The sequence below is a fragment of the Marinobacterium maritimum genome (assembly GCF_039523155.1).
Classification (GTDB): domain Bacteria; phylum Pseudomonadota; class Gammaproteobacteria; order Pseudomonadales; family Balneatricaceae; genus Marinobacterium; species Marinobacterium maritimum.
The window spans coordinates 350313-372060 of sequence record NZ_BAAAET010000002.1 but is presented as its reverse complement, the minus strand read 5'-3'; the positions used below and the strand labels follow the sequence as shown (position 1 = coordinate 372060).

Below are 21748 nucleotides of genomic sequence, written 5' to 3'. Positions count from 1 at the left end.
GGCCAGGGTCCTCAACGCTCTTGGACAATAAGCGCCCTGTTTCGGAACAGCGCCGGCATATCCGGCGTACCGAGCAGAAACATCGCAGTGATAAATTCCCGCCGCAGCCGCTCTATCACGGCCACCACGGCTTCGGCAGATTCCATCGCCGGCTGCAGCAGAGGTGCTGCCATGCCGCACAGCGAGGCGCCGAGTATAACAGATTTGGCCATATCAATCCCATCTCTGAGACCACCACTGGCGATCAGTGTCGCCCGGTCCAGAAAGGGCGCCGCCTGCTGCAGTGCCACCGGGGTTGGCAGCCCCCAGTCCTGAAAACGGATACCGATATCATTGCCATCGTGACGGCGGTGATGCTCGATCCGGCTCCAGGAAGTGCCGCCGCTGCCAGCCAGGTCGAAATGGCTTACGCCGTTGGCCAGGCCCAGGGCAATATCGGCTGCCGACAGACCTGCCCCCACCTCCTTCAGCAGCACCGGCACACTGAGCTGCCGGTTGATCGCGCCGATCTTGTCGGCCACGCCACGGAAGTCAGTGTCACCCTCGGGCTGGACCGCTTCCTGCAGCGGGTTGAGATGGAAATAGAGCGCATCAGCTTCAAGGATATCGACGGCGCGCTGGCACTTGTCGAGATCGAAGCCGTAGTTGAGCTGCACCCCGCCCACATTGCCGATCAGCACCGTCGTCGGGGCATGTTCGCGCAGGGCAAAGCTGGCCTCGGCGGCCGGATGAGTGAACATCACCCGCTGAGAACCTACCGCCATCGCTACCTGGCAGCGCTCGGCCGCAATTGCCAGGTTGGTGTTGATGGTCCGCACCAGCTCATGGTCGCCACCGGTCATCGACGAGATCAACAGCGGAAAGCTCAGTCGCTTGCCAAGAAACTCGGTACTCGGATCGATCTCATCCAGCGCCAGCTCGGGCAACGCCCGGTTGGTCAACAGAATGCGATCGAACCAGTGACCGTTGCGATCCGTCTCGGGATCGCGCTCAATGGCGCGGATATGTTCGATCTTGCGCTCGTTGGTGGGGTCGGTCATTACCGCTCCAGTTTGATATGGGCTTCCATCAGCTCGCCCGGGTTGGTCTGGGCTGCCAGCAATGACAACTCACCGCACAGCACAGTCGCGGCACAGATCGCCGCCAGACGGCGGGCGTTGGCCCCAGGTTCGCGTTCTTCCTTGCAGCCAAGCTGGCGCAGGTTGTCTTCCACGAAGTCGATGCCCTTGCCATTGCCCACCGAGCCCACGATCAGGTTGGGCAACGTGCAGGAGAAGTAGAGATCGCCGTTGCGCACTTCGGCATGGACCACGCCCTGAGAGCCTTCGATGATGTTGGCCGCATCTTGACCGGTCGCCAGGTAGAACGCCAGCAACATGTTGGCATAGTGGGCGTTGGCACTGCGCAGGCCGCCGGCCATCAGAGTGCCGATCAGGTTTTTCTTGATGTTCAGATCAACCACTTTTTCCGGTGTGGTCTTGAGGCGGCGCTCGCAGATGTCGCGCGGAATCAGAATTTCGCTGATCACATACTTGCCACGACCGAGGATACCGTTGACCGCAGTGGCCTTCTTGTCGGAACAGTAGTTGGCTGAAATCGAGGAATAGCGCAGCTGCGGGTACTCAGCCAGGATCCAGGGGATCAGCTTGTCGGCCGCGTTGGTCACCATGTTGTGACCGGACGCATCGCCGGTGGTGAATTCCAGACGCAGATAGATCAGATTACCAACGATCTGGCTGTGCATGTCGATCAGCTTGGCGAAGCGACTGCTGGTGGCAACCACGGCATTGAGATCGTCCTGGCGTGCCTTGATCGACTGCAGCGCCTGATGCGCCGCCAGGGCATCATCAGCCTCGAGCAGAATGGAGCGGGTCATGCGCTCGTCCACCACGGTGGTGACGATGCCCTTCTCGGTCAGGGCCGATACCCGCGCACCGCGGCCAACAGAAGGCCAGAGCGGGGTTTCATAGGTGGCCAGGGGCACGCTGAGCTTCTCGTCGACCACATTACCGCTGATCTTGATCGGCCCGACCCAACGCATCGGGATCGGTGCTTCCAGAATTTTGTGTGACTTCATGCTCGGTGCATCCTTTAAATGAAAAAGGGTTGCCCAGCCGGACAACCCTTCAGAAAGACCTCAGGCTGCGCGAATTTTAAGCCACCCGCGCAGAGGGATGCAATTATTGACCGCTGGAGGCGACCTGCTCGGCTGCCGGAGCGGTCTCTTGTACCGGCGGCAGCTCGACATTGAGTGCTTCCAGCAGCTCACCGGTACCGGTCAGGATACGCAGTTTGGCGATCTCACTGTCGACACGGGCTTCGGCCAGCTGGTTCTTAGCCGAGAACACCTCGTTCTCGGTATCCAGAAGGTCAAGCAGCGAGCGCTGACCAATATCGAACTGCTTTTTGTAGGAGTTGCGGGTGTCCTCGCTCGAGCGCACATGCTTCTCCAGATGCTCCAGCTGACGCTGCAGTATCTCGTAAGCGTTCCAGGACAACTCTACGCTTTCGCGGATCTGGCGCTGGGCATCACGCTGAATCGCCTGGGCCTCGCCAATCTGGTGCTCGGTCTGACGGATACGTGCCTTGTCCGCACCGCCGTTATAGAGGTTGTAGCGCAGGCGCAGCATGGCGGTCAGGTCTTCATCATCACCCTCCACACCGTCGATATTCTCGTCCCAGCGGCGCTCTATCTCCAGATCCAGGCGCGGGAACATACGGCTCTTGGCGGCATCACGCTGAGCCACGGCCGCTTCAACATCGGCCTGCGCCAGGCCGGCTATCGGCTGGTTGGCCAGCCCTTTTTCGACTGCGGCTTCCAGTGTTTCAGGCAGCATCAGCGTCGAGCTGTCGAACGGATCCAGGGACTCCGGCACCGGCTGTCCCACCACCCGGCGGTAGTTGGCCTGGGCATCACGCAGGTTATTTTCAGCGGCCAGCATGTTCACTTCGGCCAGCGCCAGGCGGCCTTCTGCCTGCTGCAGTGAAGCCAGGGTGCCCATACCGGACTCGGAACGGCGACGGATCTGATCATAGAGCTTGACATGGTTGTACAGGCTCTCCTTGGCCAGCTGCAGCAGCTGCTCGCGACGCTGCACTTCCAGATAGGCCCGGGATGAGGCCAATACATAACGCTGAGCGGTATCCTTGAAGTTGCTGGCGCGAGAAGCGGCACGCGCCTGTTGACGCTGCACTTCGCTGCGGGTCGCAAAGCCATCGAAGATCATCTGGTTCAGGTTCAGCCGGGCTTCCTGGCGATTCAGTTCGATATCCTCGCCATTAAAGCTTTCCTTCTCGGTCCACTCGTAGCCATAGCCAACAGTGGCATCCAGTGTCGGGTAATAGCCGGCCCTGGCCTGACGGATCTCCTGAATCACCGCTGCATAGTTCTGCAGCGCCTGCTGTACCTCGGGGTTCTGCCCGATGTTGTCCACTACAACTTCCTGCAACGTGGCTGCGGATGCCCAACCTGAAACGCCCACGCTCAGGGCCAATGCCAGCACTGAGTGATTAAATTTCATATCCCTGCTCCTGCTTGTTGATCTCCGAGGACCCCTGGCCACTCAGTCTTAAAATTAGCTCAATTCGGTCACGTACACCTGATTTCTCAAGGATGGCGCTGACATGTGCCTTGACAGTTCTTTCCGTAATGTCCAACTGACGTGCGATCTGCTTGTTGCTTTGCCCCTGTGCCAGCAAGTCGAGCACCTGCTGTTCCCGTGTACTCAGGTGCCACTCCTTTTCCGGATCCGTTACCGGCCCCTGCCTGGCCAGTAGCCGCTTGAGCAGCCCTTGCATCAGTTCGTGCCCGGTCCAGATTTCCCCTTGCGAAACCGCCCTCACGACTTCGGGCAACAGATCCGACTGGATATAGGTGTTGGCATACCCCTCCACACCACGACTGATCAGCCACTCCCCTTCCGCCAGCGTCGGGTGGTCAACCAGCAGCACCCGAGGGCCATTGCCGGAGTCCTGCAGAACCTGCTGCTGCTCGGCCTTGTCCAGAGCATTCCAGTACACCAGTAGCACAGAGCCCGAATCGCGCTGCAATGCACTGGCAAGGCTGCCGCAACATTGCGCATCGGAATGCAGTGCCGCCTGCCAGCGCGCCATCAGCTCCGGCTTGGATGCATAAAGGTATATCTGCATGTCTATCGCTCCGTCAGTGCGCGCTCGGTAGCACGGTTGATCGGTTTAAGAAGATAGTGCATCACGGTTTTCTTGCCCGTCAGGATATCGACGCCTACCGTCATCCCCGCCATCAGTGGCAAGGGACTGGACTCGATGCCCAGATAGGGTGCCTCGGTTTCCAGCCTGACCAGGTAATAGGGCAACTTGGCTTCAGGGTCCATGATAGTACCGGGTGAAATAAAGACCACCTTGGCTCCCAGACCACCATAGATGGCGAAGTCATAGGCACTGACCTTGACCACGGCATCCTGCCCCTGGCGGATGTTGGCGATATCGGACGGCTTGATACGCGCTTCAACCAGCAACTTGTCCTCGAAGGGCACAATGCTGAGCAGCGGATCGCCCGGCTTGACCACGCCATCAATGGTGTTGATCATCAGCTGCTTGACCGTACCTCGAATCGGCGCCCGCACCTCAGTACGGCTGATCCGGTCCTGCATCCCCGACAGCGCCTGCTGCAGACGCACCTGTTCGGCAACCAGTTCGTTCAGTTCGGCGCGCGCCTGATTACGGAACTGCAGCTCCACATCCTGCTGACGCTGCTCGATCTCGCTGATGGCCGCCTCGATACGCGGCACACTCAATTCGATGCTGGAAATCTCACCGCGCAGATCATTGACCTGGCGACGCAGACGCAGGTGCTCCACTTCGGAGATCACACCTTCCTTGACCAGCGGCTCGCTGATACGCAACTCTCGCAACAGCAGACCATAGCTGCGCCTGAGCTGCTCGGTACGCGAACTGGCCTCAACCAGCTCCTGCTCCCGCTGCTGCCGCTGCTTGGCCAGCACTTCCAGATTACTGGTCAGCTCCCGCTGGCGGGACTCATACAGCTGCAGTTCCTGCTCGATCAGGTTACGGTATTCTTGGCTGAAATCTTTGGGCATGCTGAACGGCTCGTCACTGGCCTCAGCTTTCAGCCTGGCCGCACGCGCTTCCAGCTCCAGTTCCCGCACCTGATTCTCCCGGAAGGAACTGGCAAAGCGCTTGTCTTCGATTTTCAGCAATACTTCGCCACGTTCGACCAGCTGGCCTTCGCGTACCAGTATTTCAGAAACGATACCGCCTTCCAGATTCTGCACGACCTGTAACTGGTGTGACGGAATGATTTCACCATCCCCCCGGGCGATCTCGTCCAGTTCGGCCCAGTTGGCCCAGGCCAGCGCCAGCACGATGAACAGCGTGCCCGACCAGAGCAGCAGACTGGCGCCCTTGGGCGCCTGCTCCAGCATCGCTTCACTGATGCTGTTGGTAAACTGGATATCCCCTCGGTGGGGGGTATGATTACGTGCCATAACGCCCCCTTAGCGTCTCACCTGCAAACGCCCCTGTTTCAGCGCTTCAAGTACACTGTCCTTGGGGCCATCCGCCACCACCCGGCCACCGTCGATCACGATCAAGCGGTCCACCAGATCCAGCAGCGACATCTTGTGCGTCACCATCAACAGGGTTTTCTGCTTGGCAAAGTCCTTGAGTTGACGGCGCAGATAATCTTCGGAGGCGTTATCCATCGAATTGCTCGGCTCATCCAGTACCAGAATCGACGGATCATGCAACATCGCCCGTGCCAGGGCGACGGCCTGCCGCTGCCCCCCAGACAAGGCACCACCGCGCTCGCCCACCGGCATATCAAAACCCAGCGGGTGCTGGTTGACGAACGTCTCGACACCCGCCAAGCGCGCCGCCTGCAGGATCTGGGCATCGCTGGCCTTGGGCAGGCCGATGGTAATGTTGTCCCGCACGCTGCCGGCAAAGAGCATCACATCCTGAGGCACATAGCCGACGCTGCGACGCAGATCAGACGGGTCGATCTGGTTCAGGTCGATACCGTCGACCGAAATGGCCCCCTCACTGGGTTTGTACAGTCCCAGCAGCAACTTCTGAATACTGCTTTTACCGGAACCAATACGGCCAATCAAGGCGACCTTCTCACCGGGCTGAATACGAAAGCTGATCCCCTTGAGCGCACCATACTCGGTATTCGGATAGGTAAAGTCGACCGCCTGAAAATCGATTCCGCCCTTCAGCTCCGGACGGTGCAGGTAGCGGCGCTCGGCCTCATGTTCGTCGGGCAGCGCCATGATCTCATCGAGGGTTTTCAGCGCCTTGAGCGACTGTTCATAGTTCGCCACCAGGCTGGCCACCTGTCCCAGGGGCGCAATGGCACGCCCACTGAGAATGACACAGGCGATCAGCCCGCCCATGGACAGATCCTGCTCCATGATCATATAAACGCCACCGATCACCAACAGTACCGACGCCAGTTGCTGCACCAGACCGGCAAAGCTGACCACCGAAGACGACAACATTCTTGATCTCAGTCCCCAGCGGGCAATGTAACCAACCGCTTCCTCCCAACGGGCCTGCATGGGGCTGGCCGCACGCTGGGTTTTCAAGGTTTCCATCGCAGTCAGCGACTCGATCAGGGTACCGTTCTTCTGTGCTGTTGAACTGAAGGTGCGTTCAATCGCCCGGCGCAGGCTCGGTCTGACAGCCAGGGCATAGATCAGGATCGCCGGTATGGCCAGCGCCGGCACCACGACCAGCGGGCCACCAATCAGGCTGATAACAACCAGGAACAGCAGCATGAAAGGGATATCGATGAGGACGGTGTTGGTGGTTGAACTGAGGAAGTTACGAATACTTTCGAATTCGCGCAGGTTGCTGGCAAACGCCCCGACCGAACTGGGCATGGCGTCATATCTCAGCCCCATCACCTTCTCGAACAGCCGAGCCGACAGCAATACATCAGATTTTTTGCCCGCCACTTCGATGAAGTAGGCCCGCAACATCTTCAACCCGAAATCGAACAGGTAGACCACCAGCACCCCGATTGCCAGCACCCAGAGCGTCTCCACCGCATGGTTGGGCACTACGCGGTCATAGACATTCATCACGAACAGGGGGTTGGCCAGCACGAACAGATTGATCAGCACCGAGGCCAGCAGAACATCCCGGTATATTCGCGCCGAGCGCCAGAGCGTACCCCAGAACCAGTGGCCATCACGGTCATTGAGTGCCCGGCTATTGCTGTCACCAAACTGGTACTCGGGACGCAGAAACAGGATATGGCCAGTGTAGGCCTGCTCCAGTTGTTCGATACTGAGCCGTGCGACGCCACCGCTTTCGGGCTGGAGAACCTCGGCTTCCCCCTTGTCGACATCCAGTCGCTGCAGAATGCAGGCCTTCTCGTTTTCAAGCAGCAAAACCGCCGGCAGTAGCAGGTTGGAGATTTCATCCAGGCGTCGCTGGGCAAGCTTGGCTGCAAAGCCGCCACGGGCGGCGGCCCGCAAAAAAAGCTTCGGGGTCAGGCGACCGTCGTCCAGCGGCAAGCCTTCCGTCAAAACTTGCGCGGATCGGGGGCGGTTATTCTGTTCTGTCAGCAGTACCAGACACTGCAGGAGAGGGTCCTTCTCAACATCCATGCATACGGCATCCCAAGGCAGGAAAAGTAGAACTCAATCTAACAAGTGTTTTAATTCAATTAAAGTATCCGTCGCGTTACAGTTGTACATTCAGCATCTAAACTGCACCCGTTATCAGATTAGTTCAGGATATATGAAATGCTTTATGCGTTGCGAGACCAGGATGGCAAAATCACCGCGCTGACCGACCGGCCGATCCCCGATGCCCAACCGGCCAACCCCTCCGACCCTGAAGTGATGGCATTCCTGTCACTGGATGGTGACAACTTCGCTGCCAGCGACTTTCTGGACGAGTCTGATCTCGGTACCATCCGTATTCTTGAGGATCTGATTGATACCCTGATCGACCAGCAGGTCATCCGTTTCACCGACCTGCCCCAGGCTGCACAGCACAAGCTGCTCAGTCGTAAAGTGGCACGTTCTCTGGCCTCGCCAGACAGCATGGATGCGGGAGAAAGTGATTATGTACGGGACAACATGTTCATCCAGGACGATGAACAGTTATTCTGAGCCTGTCGAAGGCTGGGGAGCGCACGCCCTGATTCTGGTGGCAAGGCGTTCGGCCAGTGCCTGATAGCGGTGTTGCTGACGGGGTGTCAGAGATGCATACAGCAGCCCGTTCAACAGGTCATCACAACGGCGTATCACGGCCGCCGGCTCCTCGACCGGCTGTCGCCGCAACAACTCGGCCTCTGTCTGCAGTAGATTCAGACTGACACTGGGGTTGTCCGGCTGCAACTGATAAGCCATGACGAACGCGTCCCGGGCTTCGTGCAACGCCTCCTTGCGAAAGTGCATCATCCCCTTCAGGTTGGCCCGTGCCCACTCGATCGACAGGGTTTTCGGCGTCAGGTCCTGACGGATCGCCTGCGCCTGAGAACAGGACTCACTGTGCTCCAGACCATCAACCAGCAGCTCCAGCCATTGCGCCTGCAGCTCCAGCGGAAGATCGGAGAACAGCTCCAGCGCTGCCCGCCCCGCCTGCTCCGCGCGGCCCTTGTCACCACTATGCCGCAGCAGATCCGACAGCATAAGGCGCGACCGGAATATCGCGACCGGGTCATGATCGAAGTCGACCACAACCTGCTCCAGCACCTGCACGGCTTCAGCTTTGGCTGCATCCGCCTGTTCTCCGTGCAACTCTCCCAGGCGTCCGCGCAGGGATTGCACCAGCGCAAAGTAGTACTCCGGCTGCTGAAACGCTGAGTAGCGACCAAATTGTACCGCGGCACGAAAGGAGTCCACCGCCAGCCGCCAGTCCTGTATCCTGACGGCCGCATCCCCCTGCCTCGCCTGCAGCAGCGCCACAGTCGGCTGCAGCAGTACCGACTTGCGCAGTAAATTCACCGACTGCTGCAATTCCCCTTTCAGACGGTGCAAGCGCGCCAACCAGTCAAACGCTTCAAGACAAACCTGCCGTTGGCGTATGACCTGATCCAGAGCCGCTTCGGCCTGGGCCAAGTCCCCCATACGATAGGCCGATACCCCCAGACCGACTCGCATCCAATGCTGCTCACGCTCGTCCAGCAATGCCTCAAACTGGTGGTAGGCATCCTGGTAGCGTTCCAGCTTGAGCAGGATAATGCCCCGCAATCGCTGCAGCAGTACTTTCAGTGCCGGAAACTGCGCCTGCTTCTCTTCACAGAACAGCAGCGCTTCGCCCCAGCGGCCCTGATCCATACAACTAGCCAGGGGTAACAGAGCCTGTTTCATTCGCATCAGCCGCTCCAGCGACTGGCGCAGCTGGCCACTCTGGTAAGGCTTGTCAATACACAGGTCCGGCGAGAACTCCAGCGACCCGAACATCAGCGCCGAAGTCTCGGCATCCGCTACCAGTACATAGGCCGTGCCTTGCCGATGGATCCCTTCAGCCTGAGCTTCATGCAGCAGTTGCAGGCCACTTTTTTCGCCCTTGCCAAGATCATGCACCATGAAACAGAAGTCGACCGGCTCTTCACGCAGAATCGACAGTGCCATGTTGACCGAGGAAGCCACGAACACCTGCCCCAGCCCCAAATTGAGCAGCACCGATCGCAACGACTGAAGGTCATCCAGTCGCTTGTCGACGATAAGAGCTTTTTGTGAGGCGAAAAGAGTATCCATAAACCTACGCTATCAGGAACTTATGGAAAAATAGCATGGGCTCCGCAGGCGGGCAAAAGCCACGGGTGCCAGATATGAAAAGGGCCACGCCGGCAATGCCGGCATGGCCCTGAAAGTCGCATCAAGGAAGCGATCAATCTTCAAGCAGGTTGCGGCCCTTGCTGGCAGCAATGCGCATGCGCAAAGCATTCAGCTTGATGAAGCCTTCCGCATCTTTCTGATCGTAAGAACCGGCATCATCTTCGAAGGTCGCAATGCTCTCGTCGAACAGGCTGTCTTCAGAACGACGGCCTACTGCAGAGACGCTGCCCTTGTACAGCTTGACGCGCACGTCACCGTTCACGTTGCGCTGGCTGAAGTCGATCATCTGCTGAAGCATCTTGCGCTCTTCAGACCACCAGAAGCCGTTGTAGATCACTTTGGCGTAACGCGGCATCAGTTCGTCTTTCAGGTGTGCCGCTTCACGGTCCAGAGTGATGGATTCAATGGCACGGTGCGCCTTCAGCATGATGGTGCCCCCCGGAGTCTCGTAGCAACCACGGGACTTCATGCCCACAAAGCGGTTTTCCACGATATCCAGACGACCCACGCCGTTGGCACCGCCGACCTTGTTCAGGTATTCCAGCACGGTCGCCGGAGACATTTCCTGACCGTCGATGGCGACGATGTCACCCTTGCGGTAGGTCAGGGTCAGGTAGGTCGCTTCGTCCGGCGCCTCTTCCGGGCTTACGCTCCAGCGCCACATGTCGGCTTCGGCTTCAGCCCAGGGGTCTTCAAGAATGCCGCCTTCGTAGGAGATGTGCAGCAGGTTGGCATCCATGGAGTACGGAGACTTCTTCTTACTGGAGCTGAAGTCGACCGGAATGTTGCGGTCTTCACAGTACTTCATCAGCGTTTCACGGGACGTCAGATCCCATTCACGCCAGGGCGCGATCACTTTAACACCCGGCTTCAGCGCGTAGGCGCCCAGCTCGAAACGCACCTGATCGTTACCCTTGCCGGTCGCACCGTGAGAGATGGCATCAGCACCGGTTTCGTTGGCAATTTCAATGAGACGCTTGGCGATCAGCGGGCGCGCGATGGAAGTACCGAGCAGGTATTCACCTTCATAGATGGTGTTGGCACGGAACATCGGGAAGACGAAGTCACGCACGAACTCTTCGCGCAGATCTTCGATGTAGATTTCTTTGACGCCCAGGGCCTCAGCCTTGGCACGCGCAGGTTCAACTTCTTCACCCTGACCCAGGTCGGCAGTAAAGGTCACGACCTCACAGTTATAGGTGTCCTGCAACCAGCGTACGATTACAGAAGTATCCAGACCGCCTGAATACGCCAGGACGACCTTTTTAATATCGGACATGTTGCTGCTCCAGAAACAATTACCGGTCGATCACCGTGATCGACCGGCCGCTAAGATTCACTCGGCACAAGTGTAGATAATATATCAGAAAGCCGGTTGCCACTGAACTGCCATGCGCACTAGTCGCGCTCCAGGCGGATGGCGACACGGCGGTTGCGGGCGCGGTTATCGGCACTGGTATTGGGCACGACCGGATAGCGCTCACCGTGGTAACGGGTGGTGATCATCTCTTCCGGCACTCCTTGGCTGACCAGGTAGCGCGTAACCTCTTCGGCACGTTTTTTCGACAGGTCACGGTTAAGCAGGCGACGGCCGTAATTATCGGAATGACCATCCACATAGATCGACTTCACGCTGTCATCGGTTTTAACGTAGAGCGCGATCAGATCAAGGCGGTCACGGGTCGCATCAGACAAGCGCCAGGTTGCCGACGGAAAGAGCACGGCGGTACGCGCTACCTGGCGATAGTTCACCGGCAACAGTGTCGTCAGGCAGTTGAGGTAGTCATCATAAGCTGACTGGAAATTGGCGGCCGAGATACCGACCTCGACCGGCTCAGCGCTCTGGAACCAGTGTTCACTTGAAAAGGTCGGCGTCATGCCTCGATGCAGCGCCACCAGCATCTGGTTGGCGGCTTCACTGTTCAAAGCGATGCCGCCCTCAGGATCAATTTTGACGCGGGCGATACTGAATGGCGCCTCACCTGGCTGCCAGGGCGAAGCACGCGCCACCAGCAACACCTCGCCTTCCAGCTGATCCTTCTGTGTCGGCTGCAACTGGAAACGCAAGGATTCACCGGCTTCATGCTCGAACAGAGCGCGACCAAACGCTGGCACCTGCTGACTGAGGCGACAGAAAAAGCGCGAGTTTTCCATCTCCCACACCGATTCATCAATGGATGCCCGGAACACCACGGCCTGCGCCCACCCTGGCAATAACAGCAGCAGTAACAAGGCCAAACAGCGGGTGTTCAATATTGCATCTCCCATGATCAGTTGCAGATCCTTTAGCGGCTGGTCGAGCCTTGACTTGAGGCCGTTTTGACGCTGCTAACCAGACTGTTAGAATGCCTGCGGCCATTTACCACTTGCAAGTAAGGATTTTCGTGACTCACCGCCATAACGCCCCTCACCCGATGGCAGACCGCTTCCGCGGCTTTCTGCCCGTTGTCGTCGACGTCGAAACAGCCGGCTTCAATCCGCGAACTGATGCCCTGCTGGAGATCGCGGCTGTCACGCTCACCATGGATGAGAATGGCTACCTGATGGTTGACCAGAGTTACGATGCCAATGTCATCCCCTTCCCCGGCGCCAACCTGGAGCAATCCGCGCTCGATTTTACCGGCATCAACCCTGATGACCCGGCGCGCAATGCGGTCGCGGAGCAAGAAGCACTGGAAAAGATTTTCAAGCCAATCCGAAAATCAATCAAGTCCCATGGCTGCAAACGGGCCGTGCTCGTTGGCCATAACGCCGCGTTCGACCACAGTTTCGTCACCAATGCATCCGACCGCTGCAATATCAAGCGCAATCCTTTTCACCCGTTTTCAACATTCGACACCGTCTCCCTGGCTGGACTGGCCTATGGACAGACCGTGCTGGCCAAGGCCTGCGATCTGGCCGGTATCGAGTTTGACGGCAAACAGGCCCATTCAGCCCTTTATGACACCGTCAAGACGGCTGAACTCTTCTGCACCATCGTGAATCAGTGGAAAGATATGGGCGGCTGGGACATGCTGCTGGCAACACGTGACTGACGTTTGAATACGCATAAAAAAAACCGCGCCGGATAGCGCGGTTTTTTTTATGCCTGCAAACTGAGTTACAGCTTGTCGGACTCTTCAGCCAGGTACTTGGCAACACCTGTCGGAGATGCGTCCATACCTTTATCGCCCTTGTTCCAGCCAGCCGGGCACACTTCACCGTGCTCTTCATGGAACTGCAGAGCATCAACCAGGCGGATCAGCTCATCCATGTTACGGCCCAGCGGCAGGTCGTTAACGATCTGGGAACGAACAACACCGTCCTTATCGATCAGGAAAGCACCACGGAAAGCAACGCCACCTTCAGCTTCAACGTCGTAAGCCTGGCAGATTTCGTGTTTAACGTCGGCAACCAGGGTGTACTTGACCTGGCCGATACCGCCTTCGTTGACCGGAGTGTTACGCCATGCGTTATGAGTGAACTGAGAATCGATGGAAACACCGATCACCTCAACACCACGCTCCTGGAACGCATCCATACGATGATCCAGTGCGATCAGCTCGGACGGGCACACAAAGGTGAAGTCCAGCGGGTAGAAGAAGACCAGGCCGTACTTGCCCTTGATCGCTTCTTTCAGGTTGTAGTTGTCAACGATCTGGCCATCGCCCAGAACAGCTGCTGCATTGAAATCAGGAGCCTGTTTACCTACCAGTACGCCCATGCTCTATCTCCATCATTATGGGGTTATAGTGTCGCAAAAATGCCCACGCCGGGCTCAGCCCGGCAGCAGGTATAAAATCTTGAATCAGGCGTCAGCTTCGCCGTTTGCCTCAGCAGCGGCAGCGATCATCTCTTTCAGCTCGCCCGAAGTCGCCATTTCGCAGATGATGTCACAGCCACCGACCAGCTCACCGTTGATCCACAGCTGGGGGAAGGTCGGCCAATTGGCGTATTTCGGCAGCTCGGCACGGATATCCGGGTTCTCGAGGATATTAACGAACGCAAAGCGCTCGCCGCAAGACATGACCGCTTCCACCGCGCGTGATGAAAAACCGCACTGCGGGAAACGCGGCGTGCCTTTCATGTACAACAGGATTGCGTTGTTTTCGATCTGCTCTTTGATCGTGTCGACTACACTCATTTATACACCTTCATTACGTCTAATCGTGAGGACCATCTTGAGGGCCGGGCCAGAACCACAGCTTAACATATAACCAAGTGTTCCACTCAAGTTAGACCGAACAACATTCCCCCTGTTTGTGAATCGATATGGGGGCCGATAGCCCTGAATTCAACCCCTGCAACCGCTTTTTAAGCCCTGCACATGCCCTGTACAACCAAGTATAGAATTGCCAAACCACCCTAGTGCCCATAGAATGGTTATTTTATCGGCAGCCATGGCTGCCTTTTTGCGTTGTAGGGAGACTCCCATGGCTACGCAGCCTTTGATGAACGTTTTCAATCGGCTGTCGGTCGCTTTCGAGCATGGCGAAGGCGCCTGGCTGTATGATACCGCTGGCAATAAATACCTGGATGCACTCTGCGGCATCGCCGTTACTGGACTGGGTCACGCCCACCCGGCCGTGACCCGCGCCATCAGCGAACAGGCCGCCAAACTGATCCACTGCTCCAACATCTACACCATCCCATTGCAGGAACAGCTGGCCGAGAAACTGACCCGCATTTCCGGTATGGACAATGCCTTCTTCGCCAACTCCGGCGCCGAAGCCAATGAAGCTGCCATCAAGCTGGCCCGCCGCTATGGCCACAACCGCAAGATTGAGAATCCGACCATCATCGTCATGGAACAGTCATTCCATGGCCGCACACTCGCCACGCTGAGTGCCACCGGCAACCGCGCCACCCAGCAGGGCTTCGAGCCGCTGGTCGGCGGCTTTGTCCGTGTACCCTTCGACGATGTCGAAGCCGTGCGCCAGGTCGCCCGGAACAACCCCAACGTGGTTGCCATCCTGGTGGAGCCGATTCAGGGTGAAGGCGGGATTCACATTCCGGCAGCGGACTACCTGAACCAGCTGCGCCAGATCTGCGATGAGCAGCAGTGGCTGCTGATGCTGGACGAAGTCCAGACCGGCAACGGCCGCACCGGCCGCTACTTCGCCTATCAACATAATGACATCCTGCCGGACGTCGTCACCACGGCCAAAGGACTGGGTAACGGCTTCCCGATCGGCGCCTGCCTGGCGCGCGGCATCGCGGCCGAGACCCTGACACCGGGCAGCCACGGCACCACCTATGGTGGCAACCCGCTGGCCTGCGCTACCGCACTGGCCGTGGTGGACACCATCGAGCAGGACAACCTGTGCCAGCGCGCCGAAGTGCTGGGCAACCGCATCGCCGACGGCTTCCGTGCCCAACTGGGTGATGCGCCTTATGTACAAGAGATTCGCAACAAGGGCCTGATGATCGGCATCGAGCTCACCGAAGCCGGCAGCGAGCTGGCGGTCCTCGCCAAGGTCAAGGGCATTCTGCTCAATGTGACCGGCGGTGGCCGTGTTGTTCGTATGCTGCCGCCCCTGATCATGTCCGATCAGGAAGCCGATCTGCTGGTCAACACCGTAGTTCAATTGATCCGAGTTTATGCTGGTGAAGAGCGTGACAGCGCCAACTGAGCATTCCTAATTCAACCGACACCGGGAGCCGGCGGCCATGGCCGCCGACCGATAACATTTATGAGTACACGACATTTTCTGACCCTGCTGGACATGACGCCGGAAGAGCTGCAACAGATCGTGCAGCGCGCCATTATCCTCAAGCAGATGCGCAATGCGGGCGAAACCTATGAACCGCTGAAAAACAAGGTGATGGCCATGATCTTCGAGAAGGCCTCCACCCGCACCCGCGTTTCCTTCGAAGCCGGCATGGCCCAGTTTGGCGGCCACGCCATGTTCCTGTCACCCCGTGACACCCAGCTGGGCCGTGGCGAACCGGTCGAAGACAGCGCTCGCGTCATCTCCAGCATGGTCGATGTGGTGATGATCCGCACCTTCAGCCACGAGCTGGTGGAAACCTTCGCCCGCTACTCCAGGGTTCCCGTCATCAACGCCCTGACCGATGACTACCACCCCTGCCAGCTGCTGGCCGACATGCAGACCTTCATCGAGCAGCGCGGCTCCATCAAGGGCAAGACCGTTGCCTGGGTCGGCGATGGCAACAACATGTGCCACTCCTACATCAACGCCGCTCGCCAGTTCGACTTCAAGCTGAACGTGGCCTGCCCGGAAGGTTTTGCCCCCAACGCCGACCTGGTGGCACGCAACAGCGACCGGGTGAGCGTGTTTGAAAGCCCGGAAGAGGCTGTCAAAGGCGCTCATCTGGTGGTCACCGACGTCTGGGCCTCCATGGGCCAGGAAGACGAGCAGCGTGAGCGTATCCGTGAATTCCGTGGCTACCAGGTATCACCAGCGCTGATGGATCTGGCCGAAGACGATGCCATCTTCATGCATTGCCTGCCCGCCCACCGTGGCGAAGAGGTCAGCGAAGAGATGATGGAAGACCCGCGCTCAGTGGTCTTCGAAGAAGCCGAAAACCGCCTGCATGCCCAGAAGGCACTGCTGGAATTCCTGCTGGTCAAATCCTGATCCCGCGCTCAGGGCGGCAGTCAGAGCTTCCTGACTGCCGCATTCGCCAGATTTTAACATTCGGTACTATACTGGCTGTTATCCGCACTCCGAGGGACCTGATTAGTGGGTATGATCGAGATTCGTCATCTGAAAACGCTAGCCGCGTTGCGCGATGCAGGCAGCCTGGTCGAGGCTGCTGAGCGCATTCATTTGACCCAGTCCGCCCTGTCTCACCAGATCAAGGACCTGGAAGAGCGGCTCAACTGCTCGCTGTTCATTCGCAAGACCCGCCCCATCTGCTTTACCAGTGCCGGACAGCGCCTGCTCAATCTTGCCGATGAGTTATTGCCGATGGTGCGCAGTGCCGAACGCGACATCATGCGCCTGGCCGGCGGCGAGACCGGCCGCCTCAATATCTGCATCGAATGCCACAGCTGCTTCGACTGGTTGATGCCCACCATCGACCACTTCCGCCAGCACTGGCCCGAGGTGGAGCTGGACCTGTCTACCGGCTTCAGTTTCCTGCCCTTGCCGGCTTTGGCCCGTGGTGACCTGGACCTGGTGATCACCTCCGACCCGGAAGAACGTACCGGCATCCATTACGTGCCCCTGTTCAGCTATGAATCGATTCTGGTGATGGGACGCCAGCACCGTCTGGTGGCCAAGCGTCATATCCAGCCTCAGGACCTGGCTCAGGAAACCCTGATCACCTACCCGGTGGAGCAGGATCGACTCGATGTGTTCACCCGCTTCCTTGACCCGGCGGGCGTTGAACCCGGCGAGATTCGCACCTCCGAGCTGACCGTCATGGTCATGCAACTGGTGGCCAGCGGACGTGGCGTATCGGCCCTGCCCAACTGGGCGGCGCACGAATACCTGCAGCGGGAATACATCGCCGCCCGCCCCCTGGGTGAAAAAGGGCTATGGTGCACCCTCTACGCCGCCATGCGCGAAGACCAGAAGGATGCCGACTTCATGGTCGACTTCCTCAACACCGCCCGTGAAGTGACCTTCCAGAACCTCAACGGCATCCGCTCGGCCTGACAGGGCCTGCCTCGTCCGTCTGACCTGCCGCTGGCCTAAAACAATTCTTCGTTGCCGAATGCTGCCCGAGGCCTGCCGGAAAGGCTGCTGCCGCCATCGCTTATTTGCGGTAAGATCATGACATTGTTAATCCATTAAGCAGTGAGAGAGAGAGCATGGAACCCTGGACTCCAGACAGCTGGCGCAGCAAGCCGATCAAGCAGCATCCGACCTACCCCGATCAGGACTCCCTGTATCAGGTCGAGAAGATGCTCGGCGAGTATCCGCCACTGGTCTTTGCCGGCGAGATCCGCTCTCTAACCGACGAACTGGCTCAGGTGGCTGAAGGCAAGGCCTTCCTGCTGCAGGGCGGTGACTGCGCCGAGAGCTTCGCCGAATTCAACGCCAACAAGATCCGCGACACCTTCAAAGTGCTGCTGCAGATGGCCGTGGTGATGACTTTCGCCGGCAGCTGCCCGGTGGTGAAGATCGGCCGCATGGCCGGCCAGTTCGCCAAGCCGCGCTCGGCCGATACCGAAACCATCAACGGCATCGAGCTGCCCAGCTACCGTGGCGACATCATCAATGACATCGCCTTCACCAGCGAAGCCCGCACGCCCGATCCCCATCGCCTGCTGTCGGCCTACCATCAGTCCTCGGCCACGCTGAACCTGCTGCGCGCCTTCGCCACCGGTGGATTTGCCGACCTGCACAAGGTGCACCAGTGGACCCAGGGCTTCGTCCAGCAGAGTCCGCAGAGCGAAAAATTCCAGCACCTGGCCGACCAGATCGACCAGACCATGGCGTTCATCGAAGCCTGCGGCATCAGCTCGGCCAATACCCCGCAGCTGAAGGAAACCAACCTGTACACCTCCCATGAGGCGCTGCTGCTGGGCTACGAGCAGGCCCTGACGCGTCAGGACAGCCTGACCGGCGACTGGTACGACTGCTCCGCCCATATGCTGTGGATCGGCGACCGCACCCGCCAGCCGGATCACGCTCATGTGGAATTCCTGCGCGGTGTACGCAACCCGATCGGCATCAAGGTCGGCCCGAGCACTCAGCCAGACGACCTGCTGCGCCTGCTCGACATCCTTAACCCGGCCCAGATTCCGGGTCGCATCACTCTGATTGCGCGCATGGGCGCCGACAAGATCACCGAACTGCTGCCGCCGCTGGTGCGGGCCGTCAAGGCCAGCGGCCACCACGTGGTATGGAGCTCAGACCCGATGCACGGCAACACTATCAAGGCCTCCAGCGGTTACAAGACCCGCAGCGTCGATGCAATCCTGACCGAGATGAAAGGTTTCTTCGAAGTCCACAACGCCGAAGGTACCCATGCCGGTGGCGTCCACTTCGAGATGACCGGCAACGACGTGACCGAGTGCATCGGCGGTGCCTACCAGATCACGGAAGAGGGCCTGGCCGATCGCTACCACACCCAGTGCGACCCGCGCCTCAACGCCGACCAGTCACTGGAGCTGGCCTTCCTGATCGCCGATACCCTGAAGGCAGCGCGCAAGGAGCAAGGATGAGTCGAGTACAGCACGTCAGCCTGCTGCTGATCGAAATCCGCGCCGAAATGGAAAATATCGGCCTCTGGAAAGAGGACGCGCCGGCAGCGGAAGCACTGGCCAGCGTTCAGCCGTTCTGTGTCGATACGCTCGCCTTCAATGAGTGGATACAGTGGCTGCTGTTGCCCCGCCTGGAGATGATGATCAAGCAGCAGCTGCCGCTGCCGCAAAACAGCGAGATTCACCCCATGGCCGAAGAGGTATTCAAGCAGCTTGAGGAAGACACCGACCGACTGCTCGACCTGATCGGCCAGCTGGACCAGGCCCTGAGAGTGCATCACTAACCCGGTTCGAGGGCAACGTCGCCTATGAGCTTCGACAAACACCACTCGCTGATGTTTCGCCTGGGCTTCGGCGGCGTTTCCAGCGCCGAAAACAGCCGGGCTCGCCGCTGGGGCAGGCACCTGGAATGGCCGATGCTGCTCCTGGCCCTGTGGATACTGGTGGACTGGTATCTGCGCGCCGACGGAATCGTCAACGGCTTCGCTCACCAGATCACCGACTGGGTGATCTGGCTCGGCTTCGTCACCGAGATGGCCCTGATGATGTACGTGGTCGATGACAGGCGACGCCACCTCAAAAACAACTGGATGAGCCTGGTGATCATCATCGCCGGGCTCCCCGCCCTCTGGGGCGACTACTCCTTCTACGCCGGCGCCATCCGGAGCCTGCGTTTGCTGGTGATGGTCGGCATACTGTTCAAGGTCTCCAAGGACTTGAGGAGCATCCTCTCCCGCCACAACCTGGGCACCACACTGATGGTCTGCCTGCTGTTTCTGGTGATATCGGGCTTCCTTATCGCCGCTCTGGACCCGGCCTTCCAGGGCCCGCTGGACGGAATCTGGTGGGCCTGGGTGACCATGACCACCGTGGGCTACGGCGACCTCGTGCCCAGCACCAACGAGGGCCGCCTGTTCGGCTCGCTGCTGATTCTGGTGGGTATCTGCATGTTCTCGCTGCTGACCGCGAGCTTCTCGGTATTCTTCATCGAAAAGGACGAAGGCGAGATCGCCGAGCGCGAGCGCCAGAACCTTAACCGTATCACCCGGCTGGAAAACCGGCTGGAGAATATCGAGAAACAGCTGGAATACATGTTGGTACTGCTGCAGACCTCCAGCAGCCCGGGCAGCAAGCCTCCGACCAAACAGGAAAACGAGAAAAGCGAGGAACAGGAGAGCGGCCAGGACGACCGCTCTCCATCAAAGCCTGGCTGATCAGAGCCAGGCTTCTTCCTTGAGCTTGGCCGCGCTGAAGATATGCTCGGCCAGACCCACCCCGGTTTCCGCCATGGTCTGGTAGGTATGATCGGCCCCCGCCCGGGTGATGGCGTCAGCATGGTCGGCAAACATGCTGTGCGCCACGATCACCCCTTCGAAGCCCGCCTCGCGCAACTGCCTGGCCGCCGTCACCTTGGCTTCCACATCGTTGGCCGCCAGGATCACGTACTTGAGTGCCGGCGCCTTCAGATTGCGCCACAACTGCACATCTTCGGCATCGGCGAAGACCACGTTACGGCCACATTTGACATGGCTCTCCACCTTGGCCGGGTCGGAGTCCAGCGCCATCATCGGAATATTGCGCGGCTTCAGATGATCATAGGCCGCCGTGCCAGTTCGTCCCATACCGATGATGAGAATCTGGGCATCACCCACCGACAGCGGCTGTTCGTCCGGATGGAAGCCCTTGCGCTCGAAACGGCTCAGCCAGCTGCCGAAGCGATCATAGAGCGGATGTGCCAGGCGATACAGGGGTGCTGATACCAGGAAGGAGATCGATACTGCGATCGCCAGCGGAATCAGCCACTGCGGCAGCACGATACTGGCCACGATCAGACCGAACTCACTGTAGTTGGTCAGGCTGAGGCCTGACAGAAACGCACTGCGCGCACGCAGCTTGAACATCAGCAGCAGGAAGAAGAACAGAACACCTTTCAGCGGCAGCACCAGTCCCATGACGAGCGCAAACACCAGCGCATCGGTGTCAGGCAAACCGCCCATGCCGATCTGCAGGAAGAAACCGACGAGGAACACCTCCTTGATGCTCCACAGTGACTGAGACAGCTCACCGGCACGACGGTGATTGGCCAGCAGCGCACCGAACGCCAGCGCCCCCAGCTCTGAACTCAGCCCCACCAGCTCGAAGCCCTTGCCACCGATGACCAGCGCCAGCAGCAGGCCCAGCAGTACCAACAACTCTTCATGGCCGCTGATGTCGAGCAGCTTGTAGATCAACGGTCGCAGCAGCGGCACGGCAAACACCAGCAACGCCCAGGCCGACGGCGTCTTACCACTGGCCAGCGCCATCACCAGCAGCGCCAGCAGGTCCTGCACGATCAGGATACCGATGGCCACACGGCCGTGGAAGGCACGCAGTTCACGCTTGGATTCGAGCACCTTGGCCGCCAGCACCGTACTGGAGAAGGAGAGCGCCACCGCCAGCATCAGTGCGGTATACCATTCCAGCCCCATGATCAGATGCAATGCAGGCGTAAACAGGGCGATGGAGATACCGAAGTGCAGTACTCCGCCACCAATCACTTCCGGCCGCACCAGATTACGCACCTTGAGCTTCAGACCGACGGTAAACAGCAGCAGCAACACCCCTAGATGTGCCAGATGGCTCAGCGCTTCGGTGCCCTGAATCGGAATCCCGGCATAATCACCGACCGCCACGATGGCAAAGCCGGCCGCCAGATATCCGATCAGCGGCGGCAACCCTATCAATTTCACCCCCATCCCCAGCCCGAAAGCGAAGATGATCCAGACCGCTTCTATCACGAACGACTCCC

The 21748-nt window shown here is 59.0% G+C and carries 20 protein-coding genes; 8 read left to right on the top strand and 12 right to left on the bottom strand.

All coding sequences use genetic code 11. The features are described 5' to 3' along the window. Positions 1 to 11 precede the first annotated feature (11 nt). From fni to ABD013_RS08120, 6 genes are all read right to left on the bottom strand, one after another. A complete protein-coding gene (gene fni / locus ABD013_RS08145; RefSeq protein WP_343804723.1) occupies positions 12 to 1040 on the bottom strand; it encodes a type 2 isopentenyl-diphosphate Delta-isomerase in 1029 nt (342 codons plus the stop codon). Then, a complete protein-coding gene (locus ABD013_RS08140; protein WP_343804721.1) occupies positions 1040 to 2077 on the bottom strand; it encodes a hydroxymethylglutaryl-CoA reductase in 1038 nt (345 codons plus the stop codon). Before ABD013_RS08140 ends, fni begins: the two co-directional genes overlap by 1 nt. 103 nt (positions 2078 to 2180) lie before the next feature. Further along, complete coding sequence (locus ABD013_RS08135) at positions 2181 to 3521, bottom strand: TolC family outer membrane protein (RefSeq protein ID WP_343804719.1); 1341 nt, start codon at positions 3519 to 3521, stop codon at positions 2181 to 2183. Continuing rightward, a complete protein-coding gene (locus ABD013_RS08130; RefSeq protein ID WP_343804717.1) occupies positions 3511 to 4149 on the bottom strand; it encodes a response regulator transcription factor in 639 nt (212 codons plus the stop codon). Before ABD013_RS08130 ends, ABD013_RS08135 begins: the two co-directional genes overlap by 11 nt. A 2-nt stretch (positions 4150 to 4151) precedes the next feature. Then, positions 4152 to 5486 (bottom strand): HlyD family type I secretion periplasmic adaptor subunit, encoded by a 1335-nt coding sequence (locus ABD013_RS08125; RefSeq protein WP_343804715.1) that lies wholly within the window; start codon positions 5484 to 5486, stop codon positions 4152 to 4154. Positions 5487 to 5495: 9 nt separating this feature from the next. Next, the gene (locus ABD013_RS08120) at positions 5496 to 7616 is read right to left on the bottom strand and encodes a type I secretion system permease/ATPase (protein WP_343804713.1); all 2121 of its coding nucleotides are present in this window, start codon (positions 7614 to 7616) and stop codon (positions 5496 to 5498) included. A 138-nt stretch (positions 7617 to 7754) separates the two neighbouring features. Here ABD013_RS08120 and ABD013_RS08115 point away from each other — a divergent pair, with 138 nt between their 5' ends. Further along, entirely contained in the window at positions 7755 to 8126 is a 372-nt protein-coding gene (locus tag ABD013_RS08115; RefSeq protein ID WP_343804711.1) for a hypothetical protein, read from the top strand. On the opposite strand, the gene ABD013_RS08110 is transcribed toward ABD013_RS08115, so the two are convergent. From ABD013_RS08110 to ABD013_RS08100, 3 genes are all read right to left on the bottom strand, one after another. Next, on the bottom strand, positions 8118 to 9719 hold the full coding sequence (locus ABD013_RS08110; protein WP_343804709.1) for a tetratricopeptide repeat protein: 1602 nt from the start codon (positions 9717 to 9719) through the stop codon (positions 8118 to 8120). The genes ABD013_RS08115 and ABD013_RS08110 overlap by 9 nt on opposite strands. A gap of 133 nt (positions 9720 to 9852) precedes the next feature. Continuing rightward, complete coding sequence (locus ABD013_RS08105; RefSeq protein WP_343804708.1) at positions 9853 to 11079, bottom strand: argininosuccinate synthase; 1227 nt, start codon at positions 11077 to 11079, stop codon at positions 9853 to 9855. A gap of 119 nt (positions 11080 to 11198) precedes the next feature. Beyond that, complete coding sequence (locus tag ABD013_RS08100; protein WP_343804706.1) at positions 11199 to 12053, bottom strand: flagellar protein MotY; 855 nt, start codon at positions 12051 to 12053, stop codon at positions 11199 to 11201. 161 nt (positions 12054 to 12214) lie between these two features. Between ABD013_RS08100 and rnt the strand changes: the two genes are divergently transcribed. Next, entirely contained in the window at positions 12215 to 12835 is a 621-nt protein-coding gene (gene rnt, locus ABD013_RS08095; RefSeq protein WP_343805775.1) for a ribonuclease T, read from the top strand. A 65-nt stretch (positions 12836 to 12900) separates the two neighbouring features. Here rnt and ABD013_RS08090 read toward each other — a convergent pair whose 3' ends face one another. Further along, positions 12901 to 13503, bottom strand: a complete 603-nt coding sequence (locus ABD013_RS08090) for a peroxiredoxin (protein ID WP_343804704.1) — start codon at positions 13501 to 13503, stop codon at positions 12901 to 12903. Between the two features lie 84 nt (positions 13504 to 13587). Then, on the bottom strand, positions 13588 to 13923 hold the full coding sequence (gene grxD, locus ABD013_RS08085) for a Grx4 family monothiol glutaredoxin (protein ID WP_343804702.1): 336 nt from the start codon (positions 13921 to 13923) through the stop codon (positions 13588 to 13590). 289 nt (positions 13924 to 14212) lie between these two features. On the opposite strand from grxD, the gene ABD013_RS08080 reads away from it, so the two are divergent. From ABD013_RS08080 to ABD013_RS08055, 6 genes are all read left to right on the top strand, one after another. Beyond that, positions 14213 to 15412, top strand: coding sequence for an aspartate aminotransferase family protein (locus tag ABD013_RS08080; protein ID WP_343804700.1), 1200 nt, complete (start codon positions 14213 to 14215; stop codon positions 15410 to 15412). Positions 15413 to 15472: 60 nt separating this feature from the next. Next, entirely contained in the window at positions 15473 to 16381 is a 909-nt protein-coding gene (gene argF, locus ABD013_RS08075; RefSeq protein WP_343804698.1) for an ornithine carbamoyltransferase, read from the top strand. Positions 16382 to 16492: 111 nt separating this feature from the next. After that, the gene (locus ABD013_RS08070; RefSeq protein ID WP_343804696.1) at positions 16493 to 17407 is read left to right on the top strand and encodes a LysR family transcriptional regulator; all 915 of its coding nucleotides are present in this window, start codon (positions 16493 to 16495) and stop codon (positions 17405 to 17407) included. A 155-nt stretch (positions 17408 to 17562) separates the two neighbouring features. Further along, a complete protein-coding gene (locus ABD013_RS08065) occupies positions 17563 to 18921 on the top strand; it encodes a class II 3-deoxy-7-phosphoheptulonate synthase (RefSeq protein WP_343804694.1) in 1359 nt (452 codons plus the stop codon). Then, on the top strand, positions 18918 to 19244 hold the full coding sequence (locus ABD013_RS08060; RefSeq protein WP_343804693.1) for a YqcC family protein: 327 nt from the start codon (positions 18918 to 18920) through the stop codon (positions 19242 to 19244). Before ABD013_RS08065 ends, ABD013_RS08060 begins: the two co-directional genes overlap by 4 nt. 24 nt (positions 19245 to 19268) lie before the next feature. After that, positions 19269 to 20174: a potassium channel family protein gene (locus tag ABD013_RS08055; RefSeq protein ID WP_343804691.1), complete on the top strand. Its 906-nt coding sequence runs from the start codon at positions 19269 to 19271 to the stop codon at positions 20172 to 20174. Here ABD013_RS08055 and ABD013_RS08050 read toward each other — a convergent pair whose 3' ends face one another. Next, positions 20175 to 21737: a cation:proton antiporter domain-containing protein gene (locus ABD013_RS08050; RefSeq protein WP_343804689.1), complete on the bottom strand. Its 1563-nt coding sequence runs from the start codon at positions 21735 to 21737 to the stop codon at positions 20175 to 20177. Positions 21738 to 21748: the final 11 nt, after the last annotated feature.

Bases quoted from the DNA above. Each gene is read 5' to 3' on its own strand.
- ABD013_RS08105 (WP_343804708.1), bottom strand. From the start codon at position 11,079: ATGTCCGATATTAAAAAGGTCGTCCTGGCGTATTCAGGCGGTCTGGAT.
- ABD013_RS08090 (WP_343804704.1), bottom strand. From the start codon at position 13,503: ATGGGCGTACTGGTAGGTAAACAGGCTCCTGATTTCAATGCAGCAGCT.
- grxD (WP_343804702.1), bottom strand. From the start codon at position 13,923: ATGAGTGTAGTCGACACGATCAAAGAGCAGATCGAAAACAACGCAATC.
- ABD013_RS08110 (WP_343804709.1), bottom strand. From the start codon at position 9,719: ATGGATACTCTTTTCGCCTCACAAAAAGCTCTTATCGTCGACAAGCGA.
- ABD013_RS08140 (WP_343804721.1), bottom strand. From the start codon at position 2,077: ATGAAGTCACACAAAATTCTGGAAGCACCGATCCCGATGCGTTGGGTC.
- ABD013_RS08135 (WP_343804719.1), bottom strand. From the start codon at position 3,521: ATGAAATTTAATCACTCAGTGCTGGCATTGGCCCTGAGCGTGGGCGTT.
- ABD013_RS08065 (WP_343804694.1), top strand. From the start codon at position 17,563: ATGGAACCCTGGACTCCAGACAGCTGGCGCAGCAAGCCGATCAAGCAG.
- fni (WP_343804723.1), bottom strand. From the start codon at position 1,040: ATGACCGACCCCACCAACGAGCGCAAGATCGAACATATCCGCGCCATT.
- rnt (WP_343805775.1), top strand. From the start codon at position 12,215: ATGGCAGACCGCTTCCGCGGCTTTCTGCCCGTTGTCGTCGACGTCGAA.
- ABD013_RS08070 (WP_343804696.1), top strand. From the start codon at position 16,493: ATGATCGAGATTCGTCATCTGAAAACGCTAGCCGCGTTGCGCGATGCA.
- ABD013_RS08120 (WP_343804713.1), bottom strand. From the start codon at position 7,616: ATGGATGTTGAGAAGGACCCTCTCCTGCAGTGTCTGGTACTGCTGACA.
- ABD013_RS08055 (WP_343804691.1), top strand. From the start codon at position 19,269: ATGAGCTTCGACAAACACCACTCGCTGATGTTTCGCCTGGGCTTCGGC.
- ABD013_RS08125 (WP_343804715.1), bottom strand. From the start codon at position 5,486: ATGGCACGTAATCATACCCCCCACCGAGGGGATATCCAGTTTACCAAC.
- argF (WP_343804698.1), top strand. From the start codon at position 15,473: ATGAGTACACGACATTTTCTGACCCTGCTGGACATGACGCCGGAAGAG.
- ABD013_RS08080 (WP_343804700.1), top strand. From the start codon at position 14,213: ATGGCTACGCAGCCTTTGATGAACGTTTTCAATCGGCTGTCGGTCGCT.
- ABD013_RS08130 (WP_343804717.1), bottom strand. From the start codon at position 4,149: ATGCAGATATACCTTTATGCATCCAAGCCGGAGCTGATGGCGCGCTGG.
- ABD013_RS08115 (WP_343804711.1), top strand. From the start codon at position 7,755: ATGCTTTATGCGTTGCGAGACCAGGATGGCAAAATCACCGCGCTGACC.
- ABD013_RS08060 (WP_343804693.1), top strand. From the start codon at position 18,918: ATGAGTCGAGTACAGCACGTCAGCCTGCTGCTGATCGAAATCCGCGCC.